This is a genomic window from Streptomyces sp. NPDC020780, assembly GCF_044334475.1.
Lineage (GTDB): Bacteria > Actinomycetota > Actinomycetes > Streptomycetales > Streptomycetaceae > Streptomyces.
In genome coordinates this window covers 125,459-143,617 of sequence record NZ_JBIRTB010000018.1, presented here as the reverse complement: position 1 = coordinate 143,617, position 18,159 = coordinate 125,459, and the positions used below count along the sequence as shown (strand labels likewise).

At 68.2% G+C, this 18,159-nt stretch carries 10 protein-coding genes and 5 pseudogenes; 7 read left to right on the top strand and 8 right to left on the bottom strand.

What is annotated here, in order from left to right; genetic code table 11:
- Positions 1–106 precede the first annotated feature (106 nt).
- The 6 genes and pseudogenes from ACH4VO_RS28420 (at position 107) to ACH4VO_RS28395 (ending at position 6,882) form a co-directional block, all read left to right on the top strand.
- On the top strand, positions 107–2,278 hold the full coding sequence (locus tag ACH4VO_RS28420) for an AAA family ATPase (RefSeq protein WP_398441624.1): 2,172 nt from the start codon (positions 107–109) through the stop codon (positions 2,276–2,278).
- A gap of 4 nt (positions 2,279–2,282) precedes the next feature.
- Positions 2,283–3,533, top strand: a complete 1,251-nt coding sequence (locus ACH4VO_RS28415; protein ID WP_360993853.1) for an IS701 family transposase — start codon at positions 2,283–2,285, stop codon at positions 3,531–3,533.
- 111 nt (positions 3,534–3,644) lie between these two features.
- Positions 3,645–4,367, top strand: a pseudogene (locus ACH4VO_RS28410) (LuxR C-terminal-related transcriptional regulator); the annotation flags it as partial.
- 101 nt (positions 4,368–4,468) lie between these two features.
- Positions 4,469–4,854: pseudogene (locus ACH4VO_RS28405) on the top strand (MMPL family transporter); the annotation flags it as partial.
- A gap of 7 nt (positions 4,855–4,861) precedes the next feature.
- Positions 4,862–6,193, top strand: coding sequence for a sensor histidine kinase (locus ACH4VO_RS28400; RefSeq protein ID WP_360993850.1), 1,332 nt, complete (start codon positions 4,862–4,864; stop codon positions 6,191–6,193).
- Positions 6,190–6,882 (top strand): response regulator transcription factor, encoded by a 693-nt coding sequence (locus ACH4VO_RS28395; protein WP_360993847.1) that lies wholly within the window; start codon positions 6,190–6,192, stop codon positions 6,880–6,882. Before ACH4VO_RS28400 ends, ACH4VO_RS28395 begins: the two co-directional genes overlap by 4 nt.
- A 355-nt stretch (positions 6,883–7,237) precedes the next feature.
- On the opposite strand, the gene ACH4VO_RS28390 is transcribed toward ACH4VO_RS28395, so the two are convergent.
- From ACH4VO_RS28390 to ACH4VO_RS28380, 3 genes and pseudogenes are all read right to left on the bottom strand, one after another.
- Positions 7,238–8,461 carry an FAD-dependent monooxygenase gene (locus ACH4VO_RS28390; protein WP_360993844.1) on the bottom strand — a complete coding sequence of 408 codons (1,224 nt, stop codon included), beginning with the start codon at positions 8,459–8,461 and terminating at the stop codon, positions 7,238–7,240.
- Positions 8,458–9,859 (bottom strand): annotated as a pseudogene (locus ACH4VO_RS28385) (MFS transporter). Before ACH4VO_RS28385 ends, ACH4VO_RS28390 begins: the two are co-directional and overlap by 4 nt.
- Positions 9,860–10,353: 494 nt before the next feature.
- A pseudogene (locus ACH4VO_RS28380) lies at positions 10,354–10,554 on the bottom strand (ISL3 family transposase); the annotation flags it as partial.
- On the opposite strand from ACH4VO_RS28380, the pseudogene ACH4VO_RS28375 reads away from it, so the two are divergent.
- A pseudogene (locus ACH4VO_RS28375) lies at positions 10,554–10,846 on the top strand (transposase); the annotation flags it as partial. The pseudogenes ACH4VO_RS28380 and ACH4VO_RS28375 overlap by 1 nt on opposite strands.
- Before the next feature lie 63 nt (positions 10,847–10,909).
- Here the strand turns inward: ACH4VO_RS28375 and ACH4VO_RS28370 are convergent.
- The 5 genes from ACH4VO_RS28370 to ACH4VO_RS28350 all read right to left on the bottom strand — a co-directional run bounded on the left by ACH4VO_RS28370 (position 10,910) and on the right by ACH4VO_RS28350 (position 18,159).
- Entirely contained in the window at positions 10,910–14,701 is a 3,792-nt protein-coding gene (locus ACH4VO_RS28370) for a KR domain-containing protein (RefSeq protein ID WP_360993838.1), read from the bottom strand.
- A gap of 66 nt (positions 14,702–14,767) precedes the next feature.
- Entirely contained in the window at positions 14,768–15,631 is an 864-nt protein-coding gene (locus ACH4VO_RS28365; protein WP_360993835.1) for an SDR family oxidoreductase, read from the bottom strand.
- Positions 15,632–15,664: 33 nt separating this feature from the next.
- Positions 15,665–16,630, bottom strand: coding sequence for an acyltransferase domain-containing protein (locus tag ACH4VO_RS28360; RefSeq protein ID WP_360993833.1), 966 nt, complete (start codon positions 16,628–16,630; stop codon positions 15,665–15,667).
- 55 nt (positions 16,631–16,685) lie between these two features.
- The gene (locus ACH4VO_RS28355) at positions 16,686–17,933 is read right to left on the bottom strand and encodes a beta-ketoacyl synthase N-terminal-like domain-containing protein (RefSeq protein WP_360993830.1); all 1,248 of its coding nucleotides are present in this window, start codon (positions 17,931–17,933) and stop codon (positions 16,686–16,688) included.
- The gene (locus ACH4VO_RS28350) at positions 17,914–18,159 is read right to left on the bottom strand and encodes an acyl carrier protein (RefSeq protein ID WP_360993827.1); all 246 of its coding nucleotides are present in this window, start codon (positions 18,157–18,159) and stop codon (positions 17,914–17,916) included. The genes ACH4VO_RS28355 and ACH4VO_RS28350 overlap by 20 nt, the downstream gene beginning before the upstream one ends.

The window sequence follows — 18,159 nt, the reverse complement described above, 5'->3', positions numbered from 1 at the left end:
GCCACCCCGAGACGACACTCGGGCCCTCGCCCTGCCCGCCCTCAGCCCACAGCACGAAAACGGTCCACCGACTCCGTCGGCGGACCGTCACGAAAGATCGAGGCTAGTGTTTGGGGTCTTTGGATTCCTTGGAGCATTCGTGCAAAACGATGGAAGGGCTCGTAGGGAGCGGCGCTCGACGCGGAATTCCGGTCCGGCGGTGGTGAGCCGAGAAGCCGAGACCGCAGAAATCATCCGGCGTGTGGGCACTGACCGGTCCCACAGCGACGTTTTGATCGTCACGGGTGACCCCGGTGCCGGAAAGAGCACGCTGCTCGACCTCGCGGCCGATCACGCACGGGGCTCGGGTGGCCGAGTGCTGCGGGCGGCGGGGAGCGGTTCCGAGGCGCACCTCGGATTCGCCGGTCTTCATCAGTTGTTGCGCCCGGTACTCGCTGAAGCGCAGGGGCTGCCGTCGCGGCAGCGCTCCGCGCTCCGAGCCGTCCTGGGGCTCGAAGAGTGTGCGGAGACTCCCGACGCGATGCTCGTCGGTCTGGCGGTCCTGACCTTGTTGTCGGACCTGGCGGATACCGCCCCGCTGCTGGTGGTGGTCGACGACGCCCAGTGGATCGACCGCGAATCACTGGATGTTCTCTCGTTCGTGGCGCGGCGCATGGACAGCGAGCCTGTCACGCTGCTGGTCGCAGTCCGCACCGTGGACGCCCTGCCTGGATTCGACAAGGGATACGAGCGCCTCGAACTCGGCCCGCTGGACGCTGAGGCGGCCAACCTACTGCTGGACCGGCAACCCACGCCGCCCATCGGCCGGACACGGGTGCGCATCCTCCAGGAGGCGGCCGGCAACCCGCTGGCGCTGGTGGAACTGGCCCACGCCACCGCGATCCGGCACCCCGAGGGCAGTGGCGTGGAGGGCCCGCTGCCGGTCACCGACCGACTGGAGCGGATCTTCGCGGGGCACGCGGCGGGTCTGCCGGAACCGACCCGCCGCATCCTGCTGCTGCTCGCGGCCGCCGACACGGCGGACGCTCCGGCGGCGGCCGTGGGACTTCCCGAGGCGGACGACGAGGCATGGGTACCCGCGGACCGGGCCGGTCTCGTACGCCAGGACGGATCCCGGATCTCCTTCCGTCACCCGCTCATCCGCTCCGCCGTCTACCATGCCGCGTCGTTCGAGGCACGCCGCCGGGCCCACCTCGCTCTCGCGGAGTTGCTGCGCGAGGAGCCCGACCGCCGCGCCTGGCATCTCGCCGCCGCGACCGTACGCCCCGACCAGGACGTGTCGGCCGCACTGCAGCAGACGGCCGACCGGGCCCGGCGCCGGGGTGGCTTCGCGGCCGCGGCCGCGGCCCAGGAGCGTGCCGCGCAACTGAGCCCGCGCCGCGAGGACCGGGCGCGCCTGCTGACCGAAGCCGCCGCCACCGCCGTCTTCACCGGTCAACTCGGCTGGGTGGAACAACTGGCCGCCGCAGTCCGCGAGTGCACCGACGACCAGACACTGCTGGGCAAAGCCGCGCTGGCCACCGGACAGCTCATGTCCCTGGGCTCCCCTCACCCAGCAGCCTTCGCCCTGCTCATACGTGTTGCCGACGAGGCGACGTACGCCCGGTCGCCCCTCGTCCTCGACGCGCTGGCCGCGGCGGCGGTGGTCCGTTACTACTCGGGCGACGAGTCCCAACAGCGACAGATCCAGCGCCTGCTCTCCCGCGTGCCCGAGGATGCCGCCGGAGCGGCGCTGCGCGCCTGGGTCCTGGCCGTCTCCGACCCCAGCAGCGCAGGAGCCCTCCTCTCACCGGCCCTGCCCGGACTCATCGCCAAGGCCAAGGGCGACGCCAGTCGCCTGACCGCGCTGGCCATCGTCGCCTGGCTGCTCGACCAGACCACCCTCGCCGCCAGGACCTTCGACGTGGCGTTCGACCAGTGGCAGGCCCGTGGACGGCTCCCGGACGGACTGGGATGCGCGGCCGGCTGGACCCGCCTGGAGCAGGGCCGCTGGGCCGAGGCCCGCTCGGTGGCGACTGACCTCGCGGCCATGGCATCGTCGGCCGGACTCGACCACGCCGAGGCGTGCGCTTACGCACTCGATGCCACGGTGGTCGCACTGCTGGGCGACCCGGCCGCCGCACGCCGGCTGGTCGAACGGGCCCTGGCTCTCGTCGACCCACAGGAGAGCCGCTCCGTCGCGGTCTTCGCGTCGGGGCCTAGTAGGGCTTGGTCATATTCACTCGTGAGTGGCGTGTCTGTTTGTTCGTCGGTGTCGTTGGGCTGGTGTGACACCTGAGGAGATGGCCGGGGTCCGGGAGGACCTGGAGGCGTTCGCGGCGGAGTTGTTCGACGGGTTCTTCCGTGCCGATCAGCGGCGGTGGGGGCAGGCGTATGTGCGGGGGCTGTTGCTGGACGGGCGGCGCAAGTCGGTGGAGCCGATGGCGGCCCGTCTCGGTGAGGACGGCAACCGGCAGGCGCTGGCGCACTTCATCACCTCCAGTCCGTGGGATGCGGCGCATGTGCGGGCCCGGCTGGCCTGGCGGATGCACGAGGCGATCGGCCCGGAAGCGCTGATCGTGGATGACACCGGCTTCCTGAAGGACGGGGACGCATCGGCGGGTGTGGCCCGGCAGTACACCGGCACCGCGGGCAAGGTCACCAATTGCCAGGTCGGCGTCTCGGTGCACCTGGCTACCGATCATGCCTCGGCGGCGGTCGACTGGCGGCTGTTCGTGCCGGCCTCCTGGGATCCGGCCTCGCCCGGGGCCGATGCGGTCAAGGTTGCCCGCCGCACCCGTTGCGGGATTCCCGATCATGTGGGGCATGTGGAGAAGTGGCAGCTCGCTTTGGACATGATCGACGAGACCCTCTCGTGGGGCATCGACGTTCCGCTGGTGGTTGCGGACGCCGGCTACGGCGATGCCGCCGCCTTCCGCCTCGGTCTGGAGGAACGGGACCTGCCCTACGTGGTCGGGATCTCCTCCCGTCACACCGCGCATCCGGCCGGGGCCCGGCCCGTCCAACCGGTCTGTGCGGGCACCGGGCGTCCGCCGAAGATGCAGTACCCCGAGCCCGCACAGACCGTGAAGGACCTGGTCATCACAGTCGGGAAGGCGGCGGCCAGGCCCGTCTCCTGGCGGGAGGGATCCCGGCCGGGCAAGAGCCGAAGTGGCCTCAAGCGCATGTACTCGCGCTTCGTCGCTCTGCGCATCCGCCCGGCCGGACGCGGCGTCCGCAAGGCCGTCGAGGATCCGGAGCTGCCCGAACGGTGGCTGCTGGCCGAGTGGCCGGCCGGCGAGAGCGAACCGGTGCAGTTCTGGCTGTCGAGCCTGCCCTCCGGCATGCCGCTGGCCACCCTGGTGCGGCTGGCCAAACTCCGCTGGCGCATCGAACACGACTACCGCGAGATGAAACAGGCCCTGGGCCTGGCCCATTTCGAGGGCCGCACCTTCCCCGGCTGGCACCACCACGTCACCCTCGTCTCCGCCGCCCACGCCTTTTGCACCCTGCAACGACTGGCCCGTCACCCAAAAGACACGGCGCCGGCCTGAGCCTCTACCAAGTCGTCCGCGAGCTCCAGACACTCCTCGCCACCTGGACCGGCGCCTGCCCCACCTGCCACCGCGACATACCCACACCCATACGAACCTGACCAAGCCCTACTAGGGATGGCGGCCGTGGCCGAGGGCGACTACGACACCGCGTACACGCAGTTCCGCTCCGCGTTCACCGACGACGGCGATCCGGTCCACTACCACGTCTCCTACACCCTCCTGGCCGAACTCGCGGCGGCGGCCGTCCGCCGAGGACGACAGAAGCACGCCGCAGAGCTGCTGGAACGGTCGGCGCGGCGCCTCGGTACAGGCATGTCGGCACGGGTGAGGACACTGATCTACCGGGGCCGCGCCCTGCTGGCGGACCCCGGGCACGCGGAGCCGTTCTTCCGCGCAGCGCTCAAGGAACCGGCAGGTGAGCAGTGGCCCTTCGAACGGGCGCAGACACAGCTCGACTACGGGGAATGGCTCCGGCGGCAGCGCCGTATCGCCGAGGCCCGTCCGCTGCTGAGCGCCGCCCTGGAAACCTTCCAGCGGCTGGGCGCGCGGCCGTGGATGGAGCGGGCACAGGCAGAACTACGCGCCGCTGGCATCGGAGCCAGCGACGTCGTACCCACTGCCTTCGCCGAACTCAGCCCCCAGCAGCAGCAGATCGTCCAGCTGGCGGCCCGTGGCCTGACGAACCGTGAGATCGGGGAGAAGCTGTTCCTCTCACCGCGCACGGTCGGTTCGCACCTCTACCGGGTGTTCCCCAAGCTCGGCATCACCGCCCGCTCGCAGCTCCGCGACGTGGTCGAAGGCATTCTGTCGGGTACCGGCGTCCAGGGCTGAGTGAAGTTTCCCCGTGGACACTCGACGCTCACGCTGCAGGGGTGTGTTCTTGCTCGTGTCCATGGGGAGCTGAGGTCACCTTCCCGGTGGCCTGGAACCGCACCTGGATGCGGGAGGCCTACGCCCTGGCGCCTCCCTCGGCGAAGCGAGCGTCAGCGGTCTCCGGCACAGCGGACGTGTGGGGGCCGCGGCGGCGATCATCATGATCAGTGTGTTCGCCGGTTCATCGGGATGAGCAGGCCGACCATCCAGACGATGGGTGTCGGTTCGGCCGCCGCCGTCGCCTTCGACGCCTTCGTCGTCCGGATGGCAATCGCCCCCCGCGGTCCTGGAACTGCTCGGCCACCGGGCCCGGTGGCTGCCCCGTATCCTGAACCGCGTGTTGCCGAATGTGGATATCGAGGGTGAGGCACTGAGCAAGCGTGTCCCGGCCCCCGCAGCCGAGTTGGACGCAACAGGGCGGCGGCTGCCCGTCGACCGGGGCTGAGTCGGCCATGGCCAACACGGGTGGCGGTGGCCCGCGACCACGCGGCACGTGGTGGCGGGAGGCGGCGATCACGACGACGGCGTTCGCGCTCTGCCTGCTCGGCGGGGTGGTGCAGGACGACGGCCGCACGCTGTCACCGCCGTCCGCTGCCGCCTACTTCATCGCCGTGGTGTCCTGCGCGGTGCTGCCGGTGCGGCACCGGGCGCCCATGGCGGCCATGGCGGTCACGACCGCGAGCGGCGTGCTGGCTCCGTTCCTGGACCTCCTGCTGAGCCCGCTCATCGTGGCCCCCGCCGTGATCACCGCCTACTCCTACTCGCTCGCCGCGCGCTCCGAACGGCGCGCGGCGAGCGCCGTGGCGCTCATCTCCGTGGCACTGCTGGTCGCTTCGACCCCCTTGCTCGGTGCCCTCTCGTGGAAGGACGCGAGCAGGGTAGGAGCGGTGGCGGCGTTCCCGCTGGTGGCCGGCGTACTGGGTCACTCGGTGCAGAACCGACGCGCTTACCTGGCGGCCGTGGAGGAGCGGGCCCTGCGCGCCGAGAAGAGCCGGAACAGCGAGGCGCGCCGCAGAGTGGCCGAGGAGCGGGTACGCATCGCCCGGGAACTGCACGACCTCGTGGCCCATCAGATCACCCTGGCCAACGCGCAGGCCACGGTCGCAGCCCACCTCTTCGACACCCGCCCGGAGCAGACCCGCAAGAGCCTGGAGGAACTTGTCGAGACCACCCGCGACGCGCTCGACGACCTGCGGGCCACGGTAGGTCTGCTGCGTCAGTCCGGGGACACGGCGGCGCTCGCCGAACCGGCGCCCGGGCTGTCGCGGCTCCCCACGCTCCTCGAGTCGTTCCGCCGCGCGGGTCTGGAGGTGTCGATGGACCAGGAGGGCACGGTCAGGCCCCTGCCGCCGGGGGTTGACCTCACCGCGTACCGCATCATCCAGGAGGCCCTGACCAACGTGACCAAGCATGCCGGTACGGGCAGCGCCCGGGTGCGCCTCGCCTGGAACCGCGATCGCGTGACCATCACCATCGCCGACGACGGAGCCGGCGCCCGTACGACATCGACCGCATCCACGGGATCGGCTATGTCGACGGCGGGGGGCCGGGCGACCGGTTTCGGTGTGATCGGGATGCGTGAACGTGCCACCGCGGTCGGGGGCCACCTCTCCGCGGGCAGCCGCCCGGAGGGCGGCTTCCTCGTCTCCACCAAACTGCCCCTGCCGCCTGTCAAGAACCCGGCGCCGAGGACTGACGAAGCAACAACCACCGAGGGATGGACGACCGGCGGATCGACAGGTGACGAAAGGGCGGGCGACCGGAAGACTGGGGGTACGCCGTGACGCTGCGGGTGCTGCTCGCCGACGATCAGGCCCTGCTGCGCAGCGCCTTCAGGATGCTCCTCGACAGCTCCGACGACATCACCGTGGTCGGCGAGGCCACCGACGGCAGGGAGGCGGTGAGGCTCACCCGGGAACTGCGCCCCGACGTGGTGATCATGGACATCCGTATGCCCGAGGTGGACGGTCTCACCGCCACGTCGGAGATCTGTGCGGACCCGGAACTGCGTGCCTGTCGCATTCTCATCCTCACCACATACGAGACCGACGAGTACGTCGCCCAGGCGCTGCGCGCGGGAGCCGGTGGCTTCATCGGCAAGGGCATCGGCGCCGAGGACCTCCTGGACGCCGTGCGTACGATCGCCGACGGCGACACCCTTCTGTCCCCCGCAGCGACCCGCTCCTTGGTCGCCCGTTTCCTGGCCACACCGGACGCCGCACCGCCGCACCACCCCGAACGGCTCGCCGTACTCACCCCGCGCGAACGCGAGATGGTGGCTCTGGTCGCGACCGGCCTGTCCAACACGGAGATCGCCGAGCGGATGTTCCTCAGCCCCTTCACCGTCCGCGGCCACGTACAGCGCGCCATGACGAAGCTCCAGGCCCGTGACCGGGCGCAACTCGTCGTCATCGCCTACCGGACGGGCCTGGCCCACGCCACCGACGACGGTGGCACCGACCGCCTCTCGTAATCCGATAGGGAGAGGCCGGGGCTGAACGGTGGGGTGATGGCCATTCCGCTGACGGAGTCCTCGTCGTCAGGGCCGAGTAGGCGGGGATCGGTGGATCGCGTCCCGGACAGTGTCCTCGTCAGTCTGGACCCTTCGAGTTGTCACCGGGACGCGGTCCTGCCGGCCGAGGCCGGCAGCATCCTCGCGCGCCGGTAGCGGACCGGACTGGTGCTGCCCCGGCGTACGATCTCCCCTTCCCGCTCGTTTCGGTCTGTGCACACGGACAGGCTCAACCACCGCGCCTCCAGCCGGCCCGGCCATGTGGCGTGGCCGCACACGAGTCGTCGATCGCCGGGAGGACTGCTGGAGTCCCGGGTCATGGCATCGAAGCGAATTCGGGCAGCGTGAGGGCTGAGTGGGCCGGTCGCGCGGTCGCGGAGGGCATGGTGGTGAGGCCACGCAAGAGGGTGTTGCGTTGCTCCAGGGCCCGCATCGTGGTGGGGAAGAGCGTGGCGGCACCGTTGGCGACCAGTGCCTGATTCACGGCGACGAATGCGCGAACGTCGCGCTCGTAGGCGGCGAAGGCCGCGGTGTGGTCCGGATTCGTGGCCAGGGCATGGGCGAGCATGTAGGCACCGACCAGCGCAAGGCTTGAGCCCTGTCCGGTGAGGAACGAGGGTGCGTACGCGGCATCTCCGACGAGCGCGACGCGGCCGCTGGACCAGCGGGGCAGGTGGATCTGACCGGCCGTGTCGAAGAACAGGTCATTCGCGTCGCGCATGGCGTCGATCATGCCGGGGACCTCCCATCCCGCACCTGCGAAGGCCGTGGCGACCAGGTCCCGTTGGGCGTCGGGGTCCCGGAGGGCATCGAACGGCGGGTCCGGTCGGTGAAAGTTCAGGAAGGCGTGCAGCTCGGTGTCGGCCCCGACGGCATAGAGGGCCGCGGCTTTCCCCGGGGCGCTCCACATCATGAGCTCGCGGGAGAGCCCGAAGGTGTTCGGCATGGTGAATATGGCGAAGCAGTAGCCGAGGTAGCGGTGGAACTGTGCTTCGGGGCCGAAGAGTGCGCCCCTGGTGTGTGAGTGCAAACCGTCGGCGCCGATCACCAGGTCGAACGTGCGCTGTTGACCACCGTGGAAAGTGACCTCGGCCTTGTGTGCGGACTGGCAGATGGTGTCGATGGAGTCGTTGAACAGGAATTCCACGTCGTCGCGAACCAGCGCGTAGAGGATCGCACCCAGGTCCCCCCGGCGCACCTCCAGGTCCTGCCCCTTGACACTGCCGGCAACGGCGTCCGGGCTGAGTACAGCCAGTTCACCGCCATCGGCGTCGAGGAAAGTGTAGCGATGCGAGTGGATGTGCGCGTCGTGCAGTTTCGGCAGTATGCCCATCCGCCGGACCACCTCTGTCGCAGTACCGCGGATGTCGATCGGATATCCGCCGTCGCGCAGTGTGCTCGCCTTCTCCACCACGGTGACGGAGAAACCGGACCGGCTCAGCCAGTACGCCAGCGCAGGTCCGGCAATGCTGGCCCCGGAAACCAGAACCGTGCGCTTCGCGGTAGTACTCACGTCCATCGACAGACCGGTAGGCGTCATGCCTGGGCTCCCTTCTTCGTCATGTTGCGGACAACGAGCAATGACAACGCGGCGACGAGGCCGGCGATGGCGAAAGCTGTGGCGAAGGCCGATTCGGTCGACAGACCCGTTGCCGGATCGGCCCAGGCATCGAGGATCGCGCCGGCGATCTGGGCGCCGAGGACGGTGCCGATCACGCGGGTCACCGTGAGCAGGCTGGTAGCGATGCCGATGTCCTTGGTTTCCACGCCGGTGGCAGTACTGGCGAGCAACGCCGTCGTACCGATGCCCGCGGCGAACGCGATCAGCACCTTGGCGAGGACGAGCTGCCATTCCGCAGTGTGCAGCACCGTGAGGGCCGTCATCGTGGTCACCGTGGCGGCGGCTCCGACGGTGACCACGGCGCGCGTACCGAAACGCCGCGCCGCGATCCCGCCGATCGAATCGCTTACGCACCCGGCGATAGCGCCGGGCAACAGGAGCATTCCGATGTCGGTGGTGTCGGCTCCGAAGCCGTACCCGTCGGCCGGTGCCCCGAACATCTGCGGGAAGAGATAGCCCACCATCCCGAAACTGGCGGTGATGACGAAGGTGAGCCCGAACGCATGTCGCACGGCGGGCTGTGCCAGCATGCGCAGATCGACCATCGGCGAGGCTGCCCTGCGCTCGACCGAGACCCATGCGGCAGCGAGTGCGGCCACGCCCACCACGATGGCACCTACCGCAGGAGGCGACACGCCGCCGCCCTCCGTCACCGCCTTCAACCCGAGCATGAACGCGAGCAATGTGGCGCTCAGCAGAGAAACGCCAGGCCAGTCGATCCTGTTGTTCGACTCGATCGGCGGATCATGCGGCATCAGCCACATCACGGCCGACGTCATCACGATGATCACAATCGTCGGCAGCGCGAACATCCAATGCCAGGACACTCCTTCCGCGACCGGCCCGGCGAACAACATTCCCACCATGCTGCCGCCCGTGAACAGCGCGACGACCACCCCGATCGCTGCCTGTGACTCTCCTGTCGAGAGGTGTTTGCGCGCGAGGATGAATGAGAGGGGCAGCGCACCCACCATGGCGCCCTGCAACACCTGACCGAGTAACAACAGCGGCAAGTTCGGCGCCAGGCTGGCCAGCAGACCACCGGCCGACACTACGGCCATCAGCGAGACCAGCACTCGCTTTCCCCCGTAGCGGTCGCCAAGTTTGCCTGCCACAGGCGTGATGACCGCGCCGGTGACGAGCAATACGTTGCCGATCAGTGCCGCATCGCCATTACTCACCCCCAGCTCACCTCGCAGCAACGGGAGCGCAGGCTCCACCACTGACTGCAGGGGTGCCGAGGGCGAGTGCCAAGAAGGCGAGAGCACCGATCGCCGGCCTCCCGATAGGGGTTGAGGAAACCCCGGCTACGGACATGGACGTCCTTTCATCGTTGGTTGCGAGCACGCGCGTGAACCTGCTGGATGTGTGCGCTGCGCTCCCGTGGCGCACACGCGAACGAGGACTACCGATCGCGCTGGTCCGTCGATGGGATGCCTGCTTGGCCAGTCCGCCGACTGAGTCGACCCGCCGCGCCGTAGCGGCACCGCCGGAAGTCCCCACATCCGATGCGGTCAAGAAATGTCGCCTGTTGATCACTCCAAACACCGCCAGGCAGGGGAAGCGTGCGGGATTCGCACGCCCCCAACACTTCCTTGCGGCGCCCCGCCGGGCATCGTTCCCCGCGGCCGTCTTCCCCTGGTGCACCTGGACCAGCCACGCACATGTCCTGGTGCCTACGCACCAGAGGCCGACTACACCCCCAACGAGGCTCACCCCGGAGCTCCCTGACTTGGGTGACAGCCGGACTGTCACCCCCTCCTCGGACGAGCGGCGGGTCGCCTCCCGGACGCAGGGGCGTCCTGGGCGTGATCAGCTCGTGGGCCGAGCACGCAGCTCAGCAACGTACGCGTGTTCAGGGCGACATCGAGGCGGCGGGCGCATTCGAGGAGGCCGACGCCCTGGTCGAGCAGATGGTGGACCCGCTGCCAGCGCTCGCGGGTGGTCTGTTCGCGTACGCCTCCGGGTCGGGTGGGGTTCACGGCGGTGGCCCAGCAGGCGGTGTGGGATCGCTGTCGTCGCCCACACCCAGCTTCGACTGGCCCGGCCACTCGCCGCGGACCTTCGCAGGCCCCGGGAGAGGCCCACCCCCCTCGACCGGCTCACCCCGGCACGGGCCCGCCGGACGGTTCAGGAAACATCCGCCCTCACCTCGCCTGCCCGGCCCGTGTATTCGAACCCCGAGAAGCCGGCCCCGGACGGCCTCCAGACGCCGAGAACAAGCGCCGGGCACCTCACTACGTCGGCAGGACAGTCGCACGCCCCGAGACCCTCAAGACCATCGGCAAGCCTGGAAGATCTTGATGGACAAGGAACACAAGCTGAGGCCAGGCCTCCCGCTTCGGCGGGGGCGCGGCCCAGAGGTCCCTATTGCCCGGCCGAGGGGTTGAATGCGGCATGGAGCAGACGGTTGAGGTTCTGATCGAGACCGCGCGTGAGCGAAGGGTAGGTGTGCTTGCCCAAGTGCCTGTACTCAAGCACTTTTTGGAAGTCCTGGGCGAATACCGGCGCAGCGGCCTGGAAGACCACCGCTTCTCTCTCACCCAGCGTCTGGAGCACGGGAACATCAAGGGGCCGGGTCTTCTCAAATACCCCCGCGCGCTCATGGGCAGGTGATCGCCACGCGGACATCGCGATGAAGAACCGTACATCCCCCAGACCTACGTCCTGCCCGAGAGCCTGACTATGGAGAGCCGCGGAGGCGATCGCGGCGCCTTCACCGAACCCGGCGACGCCCGACATCGGCCCATGGCCCTCCGCAACCGACTTGAGGTACTGAAGGGCCGGGTCCAAAGACCCAGCAGAATCGGCGGGTTCCACGTAGGCCGGCCTACCGTGGTATTGATGCCACAGCTCGGCGAAACCCGCTCTCCACTCCCGGTACGTACCCGCCACATCGTAGAGACCCTGTTCAGCCAAGGAGTCCAGGCCCCGCATCTCGAGCTGCTCCGCACTGGCGAACGCTGGCATCGGATAGGGCGCGTCGGGAATGACAAACTCGAGATCATCGCGCCTGGTCCAGCCAGCCTTCTTCAGCATGGCCCGCGCAAGGCGTCCGTCGGTCCCCCGCCCCGGCAGGAACAGCACCCGGTGTCGCCGTGGCACGAAGATACTCACGGAGCCGAAGCCGGTGTGATCGACCCGCCGTTCCACGGGAAATGAGGGATCCCGTCGGTGAAGCAGCGACATGGTCGGGGCCATCACACCCCAAAGCCCCTCCCCCGCATCGACCGGCTCGCCCATCAACGCGGCGTACATCTGCCACTCCGACTCCCTCTCCTTCTGGAAGCGGTCGAACGAGCAGAGCTCAGCGGTGCGCGAGGCAACGTTCTTCTTCGCACGCTCAATGAAGCCCCACAGCTCCACAAGCAGACGCTCGGAGGACGATTTCTCCGAATTATCGACCGAAATAATTTCGAACAACGCCTCCAACTCGGCAGGGTTGTCCCGGAAATGCAGATACGCCTCAGCGAATGCCTGCAGGAAGAACACATAGCTCGAACAGAGCAGAGACTTTGCTCTACGGGGGATCTGCGCGCCGTCGTTGTACGTGAACAGGTTGGGGTCCCGGTCGACCCAGAGCCCTTCCACTCTGCTGTTCTCGCCGAAGATCTTCGACAGGACGGTCCGGTCCGTCTGCGACCCGAGGCATTTGAGCAGCACATCGGCCTCCACCTCCTTCCCGCACTCCGTGACGACCGCATGGGGTGACACGTAGTCAATCTCGGTCTCGATGACGGTCACCTTGCCGAGCGCCTGCGCCAGGAAGTACACATCCGAGGCCGCCGGAACCGTCGACTGATCCAGTACGAAACCTCCGTCCGCGTCCTGAGAGAGCGACGGAAGAGCTTCCATGTCTACACCGCAGAGCTCGTAGAACGGTCGCATGATGTCAACCACATCGTTGAGCGGTGTCGGTCCCTCGTTGGAGTTGATCATCCAGTTGCACAGAGTCGACACGACCAGATTGCGTCGTCGGCAGATGATCGTCACGTGGCGCGCACCGTTCTCCAGGGCAGTGCGCATGTTCTCCAAGGCGAAAGCACCGTGTCCGACGATCACCACCGACGCGTCGTTGAACCTTTCCGGCGGCGTGTCATCGGCAACCCCAAGCCCGACGTGCCCTACGAAGAGGTGCTCATCGCGAAATCGATGCTGCACGGGCCGGTGCAGCCCGCCTGTAAGTGCCGCGACACCGGAAACCCGGACGGACTTGGAAACGCCCCCCTGAAGGTACTCGGCCTCGTATTCCTGCTCTCGCACCTTCCGGACGGATACCACTTCGCAGTTGAAACGAATCGGCTCCTTCAGCTCGGATGCCACGGAATTCGACTGCTGGAGGACCTCACCCCTGCCAGGGAAAACTGCTTGCCACCGATGGTCGCCATGCACCATGGGCGACGCGCTGTCGAAGCTGTAAGCCGGCGAGTCGATCTGGACTCGGGAATCCGCATTGGCAAGCGAACTCCACACGCCGCCGACACCGTCCCGCTTTTCCAGCACGATGGCTGCGACGCCCAGCTTTTCCAGGCGGCGAGCGAAGCTGATGCCACCCATGCCTGCCCCTATGACCAGGACCGGCAGACTCGAAAGAGCCGGCGTTTGTGAGGCAGCGGGCACCCGGGACGCGGACTCCTTCGACGCGGGACGGTTTGATGCGGGCCCCTTCCGAGAGGGCCCGCCCTCATAAGTGTCGTCTTCGACCTGTGTTCCTGCGGCTTCCGAAGCCGCCGGGTGAACGCCCTGCCGGCCGTCGCCCGGTCCCGATACCGGTGCATCGGCCGACCGCCGGGCGGGGGCGGTGAAGCGCGACACGAAGGGGTCGGCCGGCGACACCGCGTCCCACTGCACGGGGGAGACACAGACTGTTCCCCGCTCGGGCCCGGCGAGTAGCCGGTCCAATACGGTGGTCCCCAGCTCCTTACCGATCACTCCGAAGCCAGGGGACCTCGGACGTTCGACGGCCTGGGAACGCACCGCGATGCCGGCTTCCGACGACATGCCCCACTGGATCGAGAGCACGGGCTCCCCTCGCAGCGACCACGACGTGGCCAGGGCGTCCAGCGTCGCGTTCGCCGCGGCATACGTTGCCTGGCCGAAGGCCCCGAAGATCGAAGCGGTCGAGGAGAACAACACCAGAAAGTCCGGTGGGGCAAAGACACTGCGCAGATTCTTGGCGCCCTCGACCTTGGCCCCGTAGGCCTGCTTCAGCTTCGTCTCCGACTGGTGGGCCAACACGCCATCGGTCAGGATGTCCGCGCCATGCACCACTCCGGCCACCGCCGGCATACCGGCCTGCGTCATGGCCTCCCGGGTCCGGTGGACACTCCGTAGATCACTCACGTCACACGTCAGGCACTCGACCCGCGCAGATCGACGCAGTTCCGCGACCTCAGGCGGCGCAGGCGACTCCGCTTGCGCCGACCGGGACAGCAGCACCAGATGCCGCGCTCCCCGGTCCACCAGGAGCTCCGCCGCCACCAGGCACAGAGCCCCCGAACCTGCGCTCACCACGTACGTCGCGTCCGGGCGGGCAGCGAACCCTTCGTCGTCGAGGTCGTGTCGTCGCAATCTCGGGACTTCGAGGACACCGGTGGTGGTGAAACGGTACTCGTCCTCCAACCGGCCGCTGCGACTCAGCGTCAACGCTCGTGACAACTGCTCTCGCGACACTTCGATGCAGTGGACCGCCAGATCGGACCGCTCCAGCCGGGCGGTCCGGCCCAGCCCCCATAGTCCCGCGTCGTCGACCGCACCCGGCGCAGGCAGGAAGACGATTCTTTCCGGAGACGCGAGCTCCCCCTGCGAGCAGGCTTGCAGAACGCGCAGCCCCAGCAGGACATCGGCCTCTCGCCCGTCGCTCAGCACCGCGACACAGCCCCATGGCTGCTCGCCGAGTACGTCGTCCAGCGCATCCGAGGCGCGCACCACACGGTTGACCCAGCCGCCCGGCAGGTCGGCCTCGACGGCCGCACCGGACAGCAGCAGATGCGCACCCGGCAGCGATACCCCTGAGGTCCCCTCCGCCTCGACCCATACCGTCGAGTAGAGACAGTCAGTGGCCGCAGACCGGGAGGCGGCTGCCCCGGAGGCACTCGCGGACCCACCCGGGGTTCGCGGGATCGGCCTGTGCTGGGGATAGGACGCCCCACTGGTCATATCGGTACTCCCTGTTCACATACTGCCAGCAGAGGTTTCTTGGTTCGCTTGTCGGTACTTCCGAGGTCAGTTGCCGGAAGGTCCGCGCCCTCCGAGATCCTGGAACTTCTTGGTCGCGATGTTCAGGCAGAGCGTCGGCGACAACCGGAAAAGCCACCAGAACAGCTTCCAGAACGCGGGAACCACGATGATTGCCTTGTTCCGGGCGACCGCGTCGAGTGACTTCTTGACGAACTCCTCTGCCGAGATGGGTTTCTGCTCCTCCCACCTGTCCCGCGTCATCTCACTGGTCACTCCCTCGACGCTGCGGCCGTAGACGCCGCCCTCGATGAGCGGGGTCCGGATGACACCCGGGCACAGCACGCTCACGCGTACGCCCAACTGGGCAGCCTCGATGCGCAAGTTGTGCGAGAGCCCGACGACGGCGTGCTTGGTGGTGACATACGAGGTCGTCCCCGCGCTCGGAACCAGGCCCGCCAGGGAGGCGGTGTTCACGATGTGGCCGAACCCCTGGTCGATCATGAGGTTGTATGTGGCCTGGACACCGTTGACGACGCCGAGGAGGTTGACGTCGATCATGCGCCGCCAGTCCTCGATGTGATAGTGCCGGGCGCCCGCACCCATGCCGTGGCTGATGCCGGCGTTGTTGAACAGGTAGTCCAGGCGTCCGGTGCGCGCGACGGTGTCCTTGACGAGTTGTTCGAACTTCGTGTCGTCGGTGACGTCCAGCCAGACAGCGGTCGCCTTTCCGCCGGCCATCCGCAGTGCTGCGGCCACCTCTTCGGCCTGCTCGATCTGCATATCGGCCAGTACGACCTCACAACCGCGGGCCACGAGCTCCTCGGCCAGCGCGCGGCCGATGCCCGACGCGGCACCCGTGATGATCGCGGTGGCGTCCTGGTACGTTCTGATGGCACTCAAATCTGACATGAACGGATGTCCCTCCTGGATTCCGGCGTGGCCTCAGCCACGTATCGCAGCTGTCTGCTCCTGGAACTCGCGGAGCGAGTTCAGGTCCTGTCCGAAACGGTTGATGGTGTGCACCTGCGCAGAGCCGCTGTCCGGCGGCAGGATGTACTTCACGAACGTCGCGAGTGTCGCGCTGGGCCCGAGGTCGATGAAGGTGGCGTCGCCGCGAGCGGTCATCTTCTCGATGGTCTGCGCGAAGTCCACCGGGCGTCTCATAGCTGCCCAGATGCCGTCGGCCGTCAGCTCGACGATCCGGTCCGTCAACGCTGACGAGATCACCGGGATCTGCGGCGGGGCGAATGTCGCGGTGCCGAGCAGGGCGCGCGCCTGATCCTCGACGGGGCTGATGAGTTCGGTGTGCACGCCGTAGTTGACCGGCAGTCGCTGGCAGACGACAGACTCCTGCGCCAGGGCGTGTTCGAGCCGCGCCACCGCCTCGACCCGGCCGCTGACCACGAAGTTGCCGTCGAAATTGCGTCCCGTGACCCAGCAGTCGGCGAACAATTCGGCGTGGCTGCGCAGGATTTTTTCGGAACACAGGACTGCCAGCATCCCGGCCCGCGGAGTCCGGTCGGCCAGCATCCGGGCGAACTCCACGGCGAAGGAGATCCCGAACTCCAGCGAGACCGCCTCCGCGACCACTGCCGCGGTGATCTCTCCCAGGCTGTAGCCCACCAGGACGTCGGGCTGGTAGCCCATCTCCTGCACGACCCGCGTGAGGCTGTACTCCACACACAGCAGTGCCGCGTTGGAGTCCGCCAGAGAATCGAACGGATCGCTCTTCTTGCGGTCCGGGTCGAAGAGTGTGTCCAGCACCGACTTGCCGAGCACCGGGAAGGCGATGTCGTCGCAGTACTCCAGCCACAGCCGGTAGCGCGGGTGCCGCTCATAGAGTTCGCGGGTCATGTGGAAGTACTGGGAGCCCTGCCCCGAGTACATGAACACGGTCGGTCTGGTCATCTCCGCTGCCTTCGAGAGGACTTGGTCGTGGGTCCGTTCCGCGATGCGCTCGGCGTCACCACTTTTCGAGGCAGATCGCCGCGCTGATGCCGCCGAAGCCCATACTCAGACTGACCGCCGTACGAAACGCGTAGTCCTCCGCCTTCTCCCGCACCCAGGGGAAGGCGTCGTCGAGCGGATCGTCCAGGTTGCGGGTCGGGTGCAGCTTCTGCTCCCGCATCTGCAGGAGGGTGGCCACGACCTCCACCGCCCCCGCCGCGGCGAGCCCGTGCCCGGTGATCGACTTGGTCGCGTTGATGCGGGCATGGGTGAGCCCGCAGCGCGCAAGCGCCTCCAGTTCGACCGCGTCCCCGGTGGGCGATCCGGTGCCGTGCGGGTTGACATAGTCGACGGCGGACGCGGACAGGCCGGCTTCCCGCAGCGCCGCCTCGACGACGGACACCTCGCCCTCCACGGAAGGGTGAGGGTTGCGGGTGCCGTCCATCGCCGTGGCTCCGCCGCGAAAACGCGCGTACGGCGTGGGATGCCGGCGCGCGTCCGCCCGTTCGACCACCACCGCGGCGCAGGCCTCGCCGAAGATGAAGCCGTCGTGGTCACGGTCGAAGGGGCGACAGGCCGAGGCCGGTTCGTCGGCCCAGCGGTGGGAGCCCATGGCGCCCATGGCCCGGAACGCCAGGCACTCCCAGTACGACACGTCCATGAGCGCTCCCAGGGCGATACAGACGTCGGCCTGGCCGGACTGCACCGCCCGGACGGCTTGGAGCACCGCGAGCAGCCCGCTGGCCGACGCACCGCCGAGGGTGTGTGCGAAACCCCGGATCGGGAACTGCTCGGTGCAGAACCCGCACAGGTCCGAATCCATGAAGCCCAGGCCGTACGTCGGGCGCAGGAACTCGGGCCGGTCCGCGTAGCGGGCGTGCTGCAGCGTCAACTCGCGCTGCTGCACGTTGGAGCCGCCGATCACCAGGCCGATGCGGGACGGGTCGGCCTCGTCCAGACCGGCCTCGTGCCATGCCTCGGACAGCGTGGCCAGGGCTGCCTTGGCGGAGAGCGACGCGGTACGCACCGTGCGCGCCGTGATGTTCCCGGGCAGGGCCGGCTCGCCCATCTCGGCGCCCAGGAAGGCCGCGGTGTCGCCGGCGAAACCGGCCGGCACCTGTCGGCCCGGACGCCCCATGACCCGGAAGGCACAGCGGCCTTCGAGAAGCGCTGCGACGAAGTCGTCCTTGCCCTGCCCCACCGCGGTGGTGACGCCCAGGCCGGTGACGACGACGTCTTGGGCGTCAGAGTGCGGACTTGTCATGGATGAGATCCGCCAGCTCGCCTATGTTCTTCGCGTCCGCCAGCTCGACCAGGGGGATGCGCACCGACAACGAGTCCAGGGTCATGATGATGACCTCCGCCCGGTCGATGGAGTTGGCTCCCAGGTCGCGCAGCGAGTCCGAGGGTTCAAAACGGTGGTCCTCCAGTTCGGGGATCACCTCGCGGACGTGGTTCACGATCAGGTCGTAGACGCGGGGTTCGGGCAT

Excerpts from the sequence above, each read along its gene's own strand:
- ACH4VO_RS28365 (WP_360993835.1), bottom strand. The coding sequence starts at position 15,631 with ATGTCAGATTTGAGTGCCATCAGAACGTACCAGGACGCCACCGCGATC.
- ACH4VO_RS28390 (WP_360993844.1), bottom strand. The coding sequence starts at position 8,461 with ATGACGCCTACCGGTCTGTCGATGGACGTGAGTACTACCGCGAAGCGC.
- ACH4VO_RS28360 (WP_360993833.1), bottom strand. The coding sequence starts at position 16,630 with ATGACCAGACCGACCGTGTTCATGTACTCGGGGCAGGGCTCCCAGTAC.
- ACH4VO_RS28415 (WP_360993853.1), top strand. The coding sequence starts at position 2,283 with ATGGCCGGGGTCCGGGAGGACCTGGAGGCGTTCGCGGCGGAGTTGTTC.
- ACH4VO_RS28350 (WP_360993827.1), bottom strand. The coding sequence starts at position 18,159 with ATGCCCGAACCCCGCGTCTACGACCTGATCGTGAACCACGTCCGCGAG.
- ACH4VO_RS28355 (WP_360993830.1), bottom strand. The coding sequence starts at position 17,933 with ATGACAAGTCCGCACTCTGACGCCCAAGACGTCGTCGTCACCGGCCTG.
- ACH4VO_RS28400 (WP_360993850.1), top strand. The coding sequence starts at position 4,862 with ATGGCCAACACGGGTGGCGGTGGCCCGCGACCACGCGGCACGTGGTGG.
- ACH4VO_RS28370 (WP_360993838.1), bottom strand. The coding sequence starts at position 14,701 with ATGACCAGTGGGGCGTCCTATCCCCAGCACAGGCCGATCCCGCGAACC.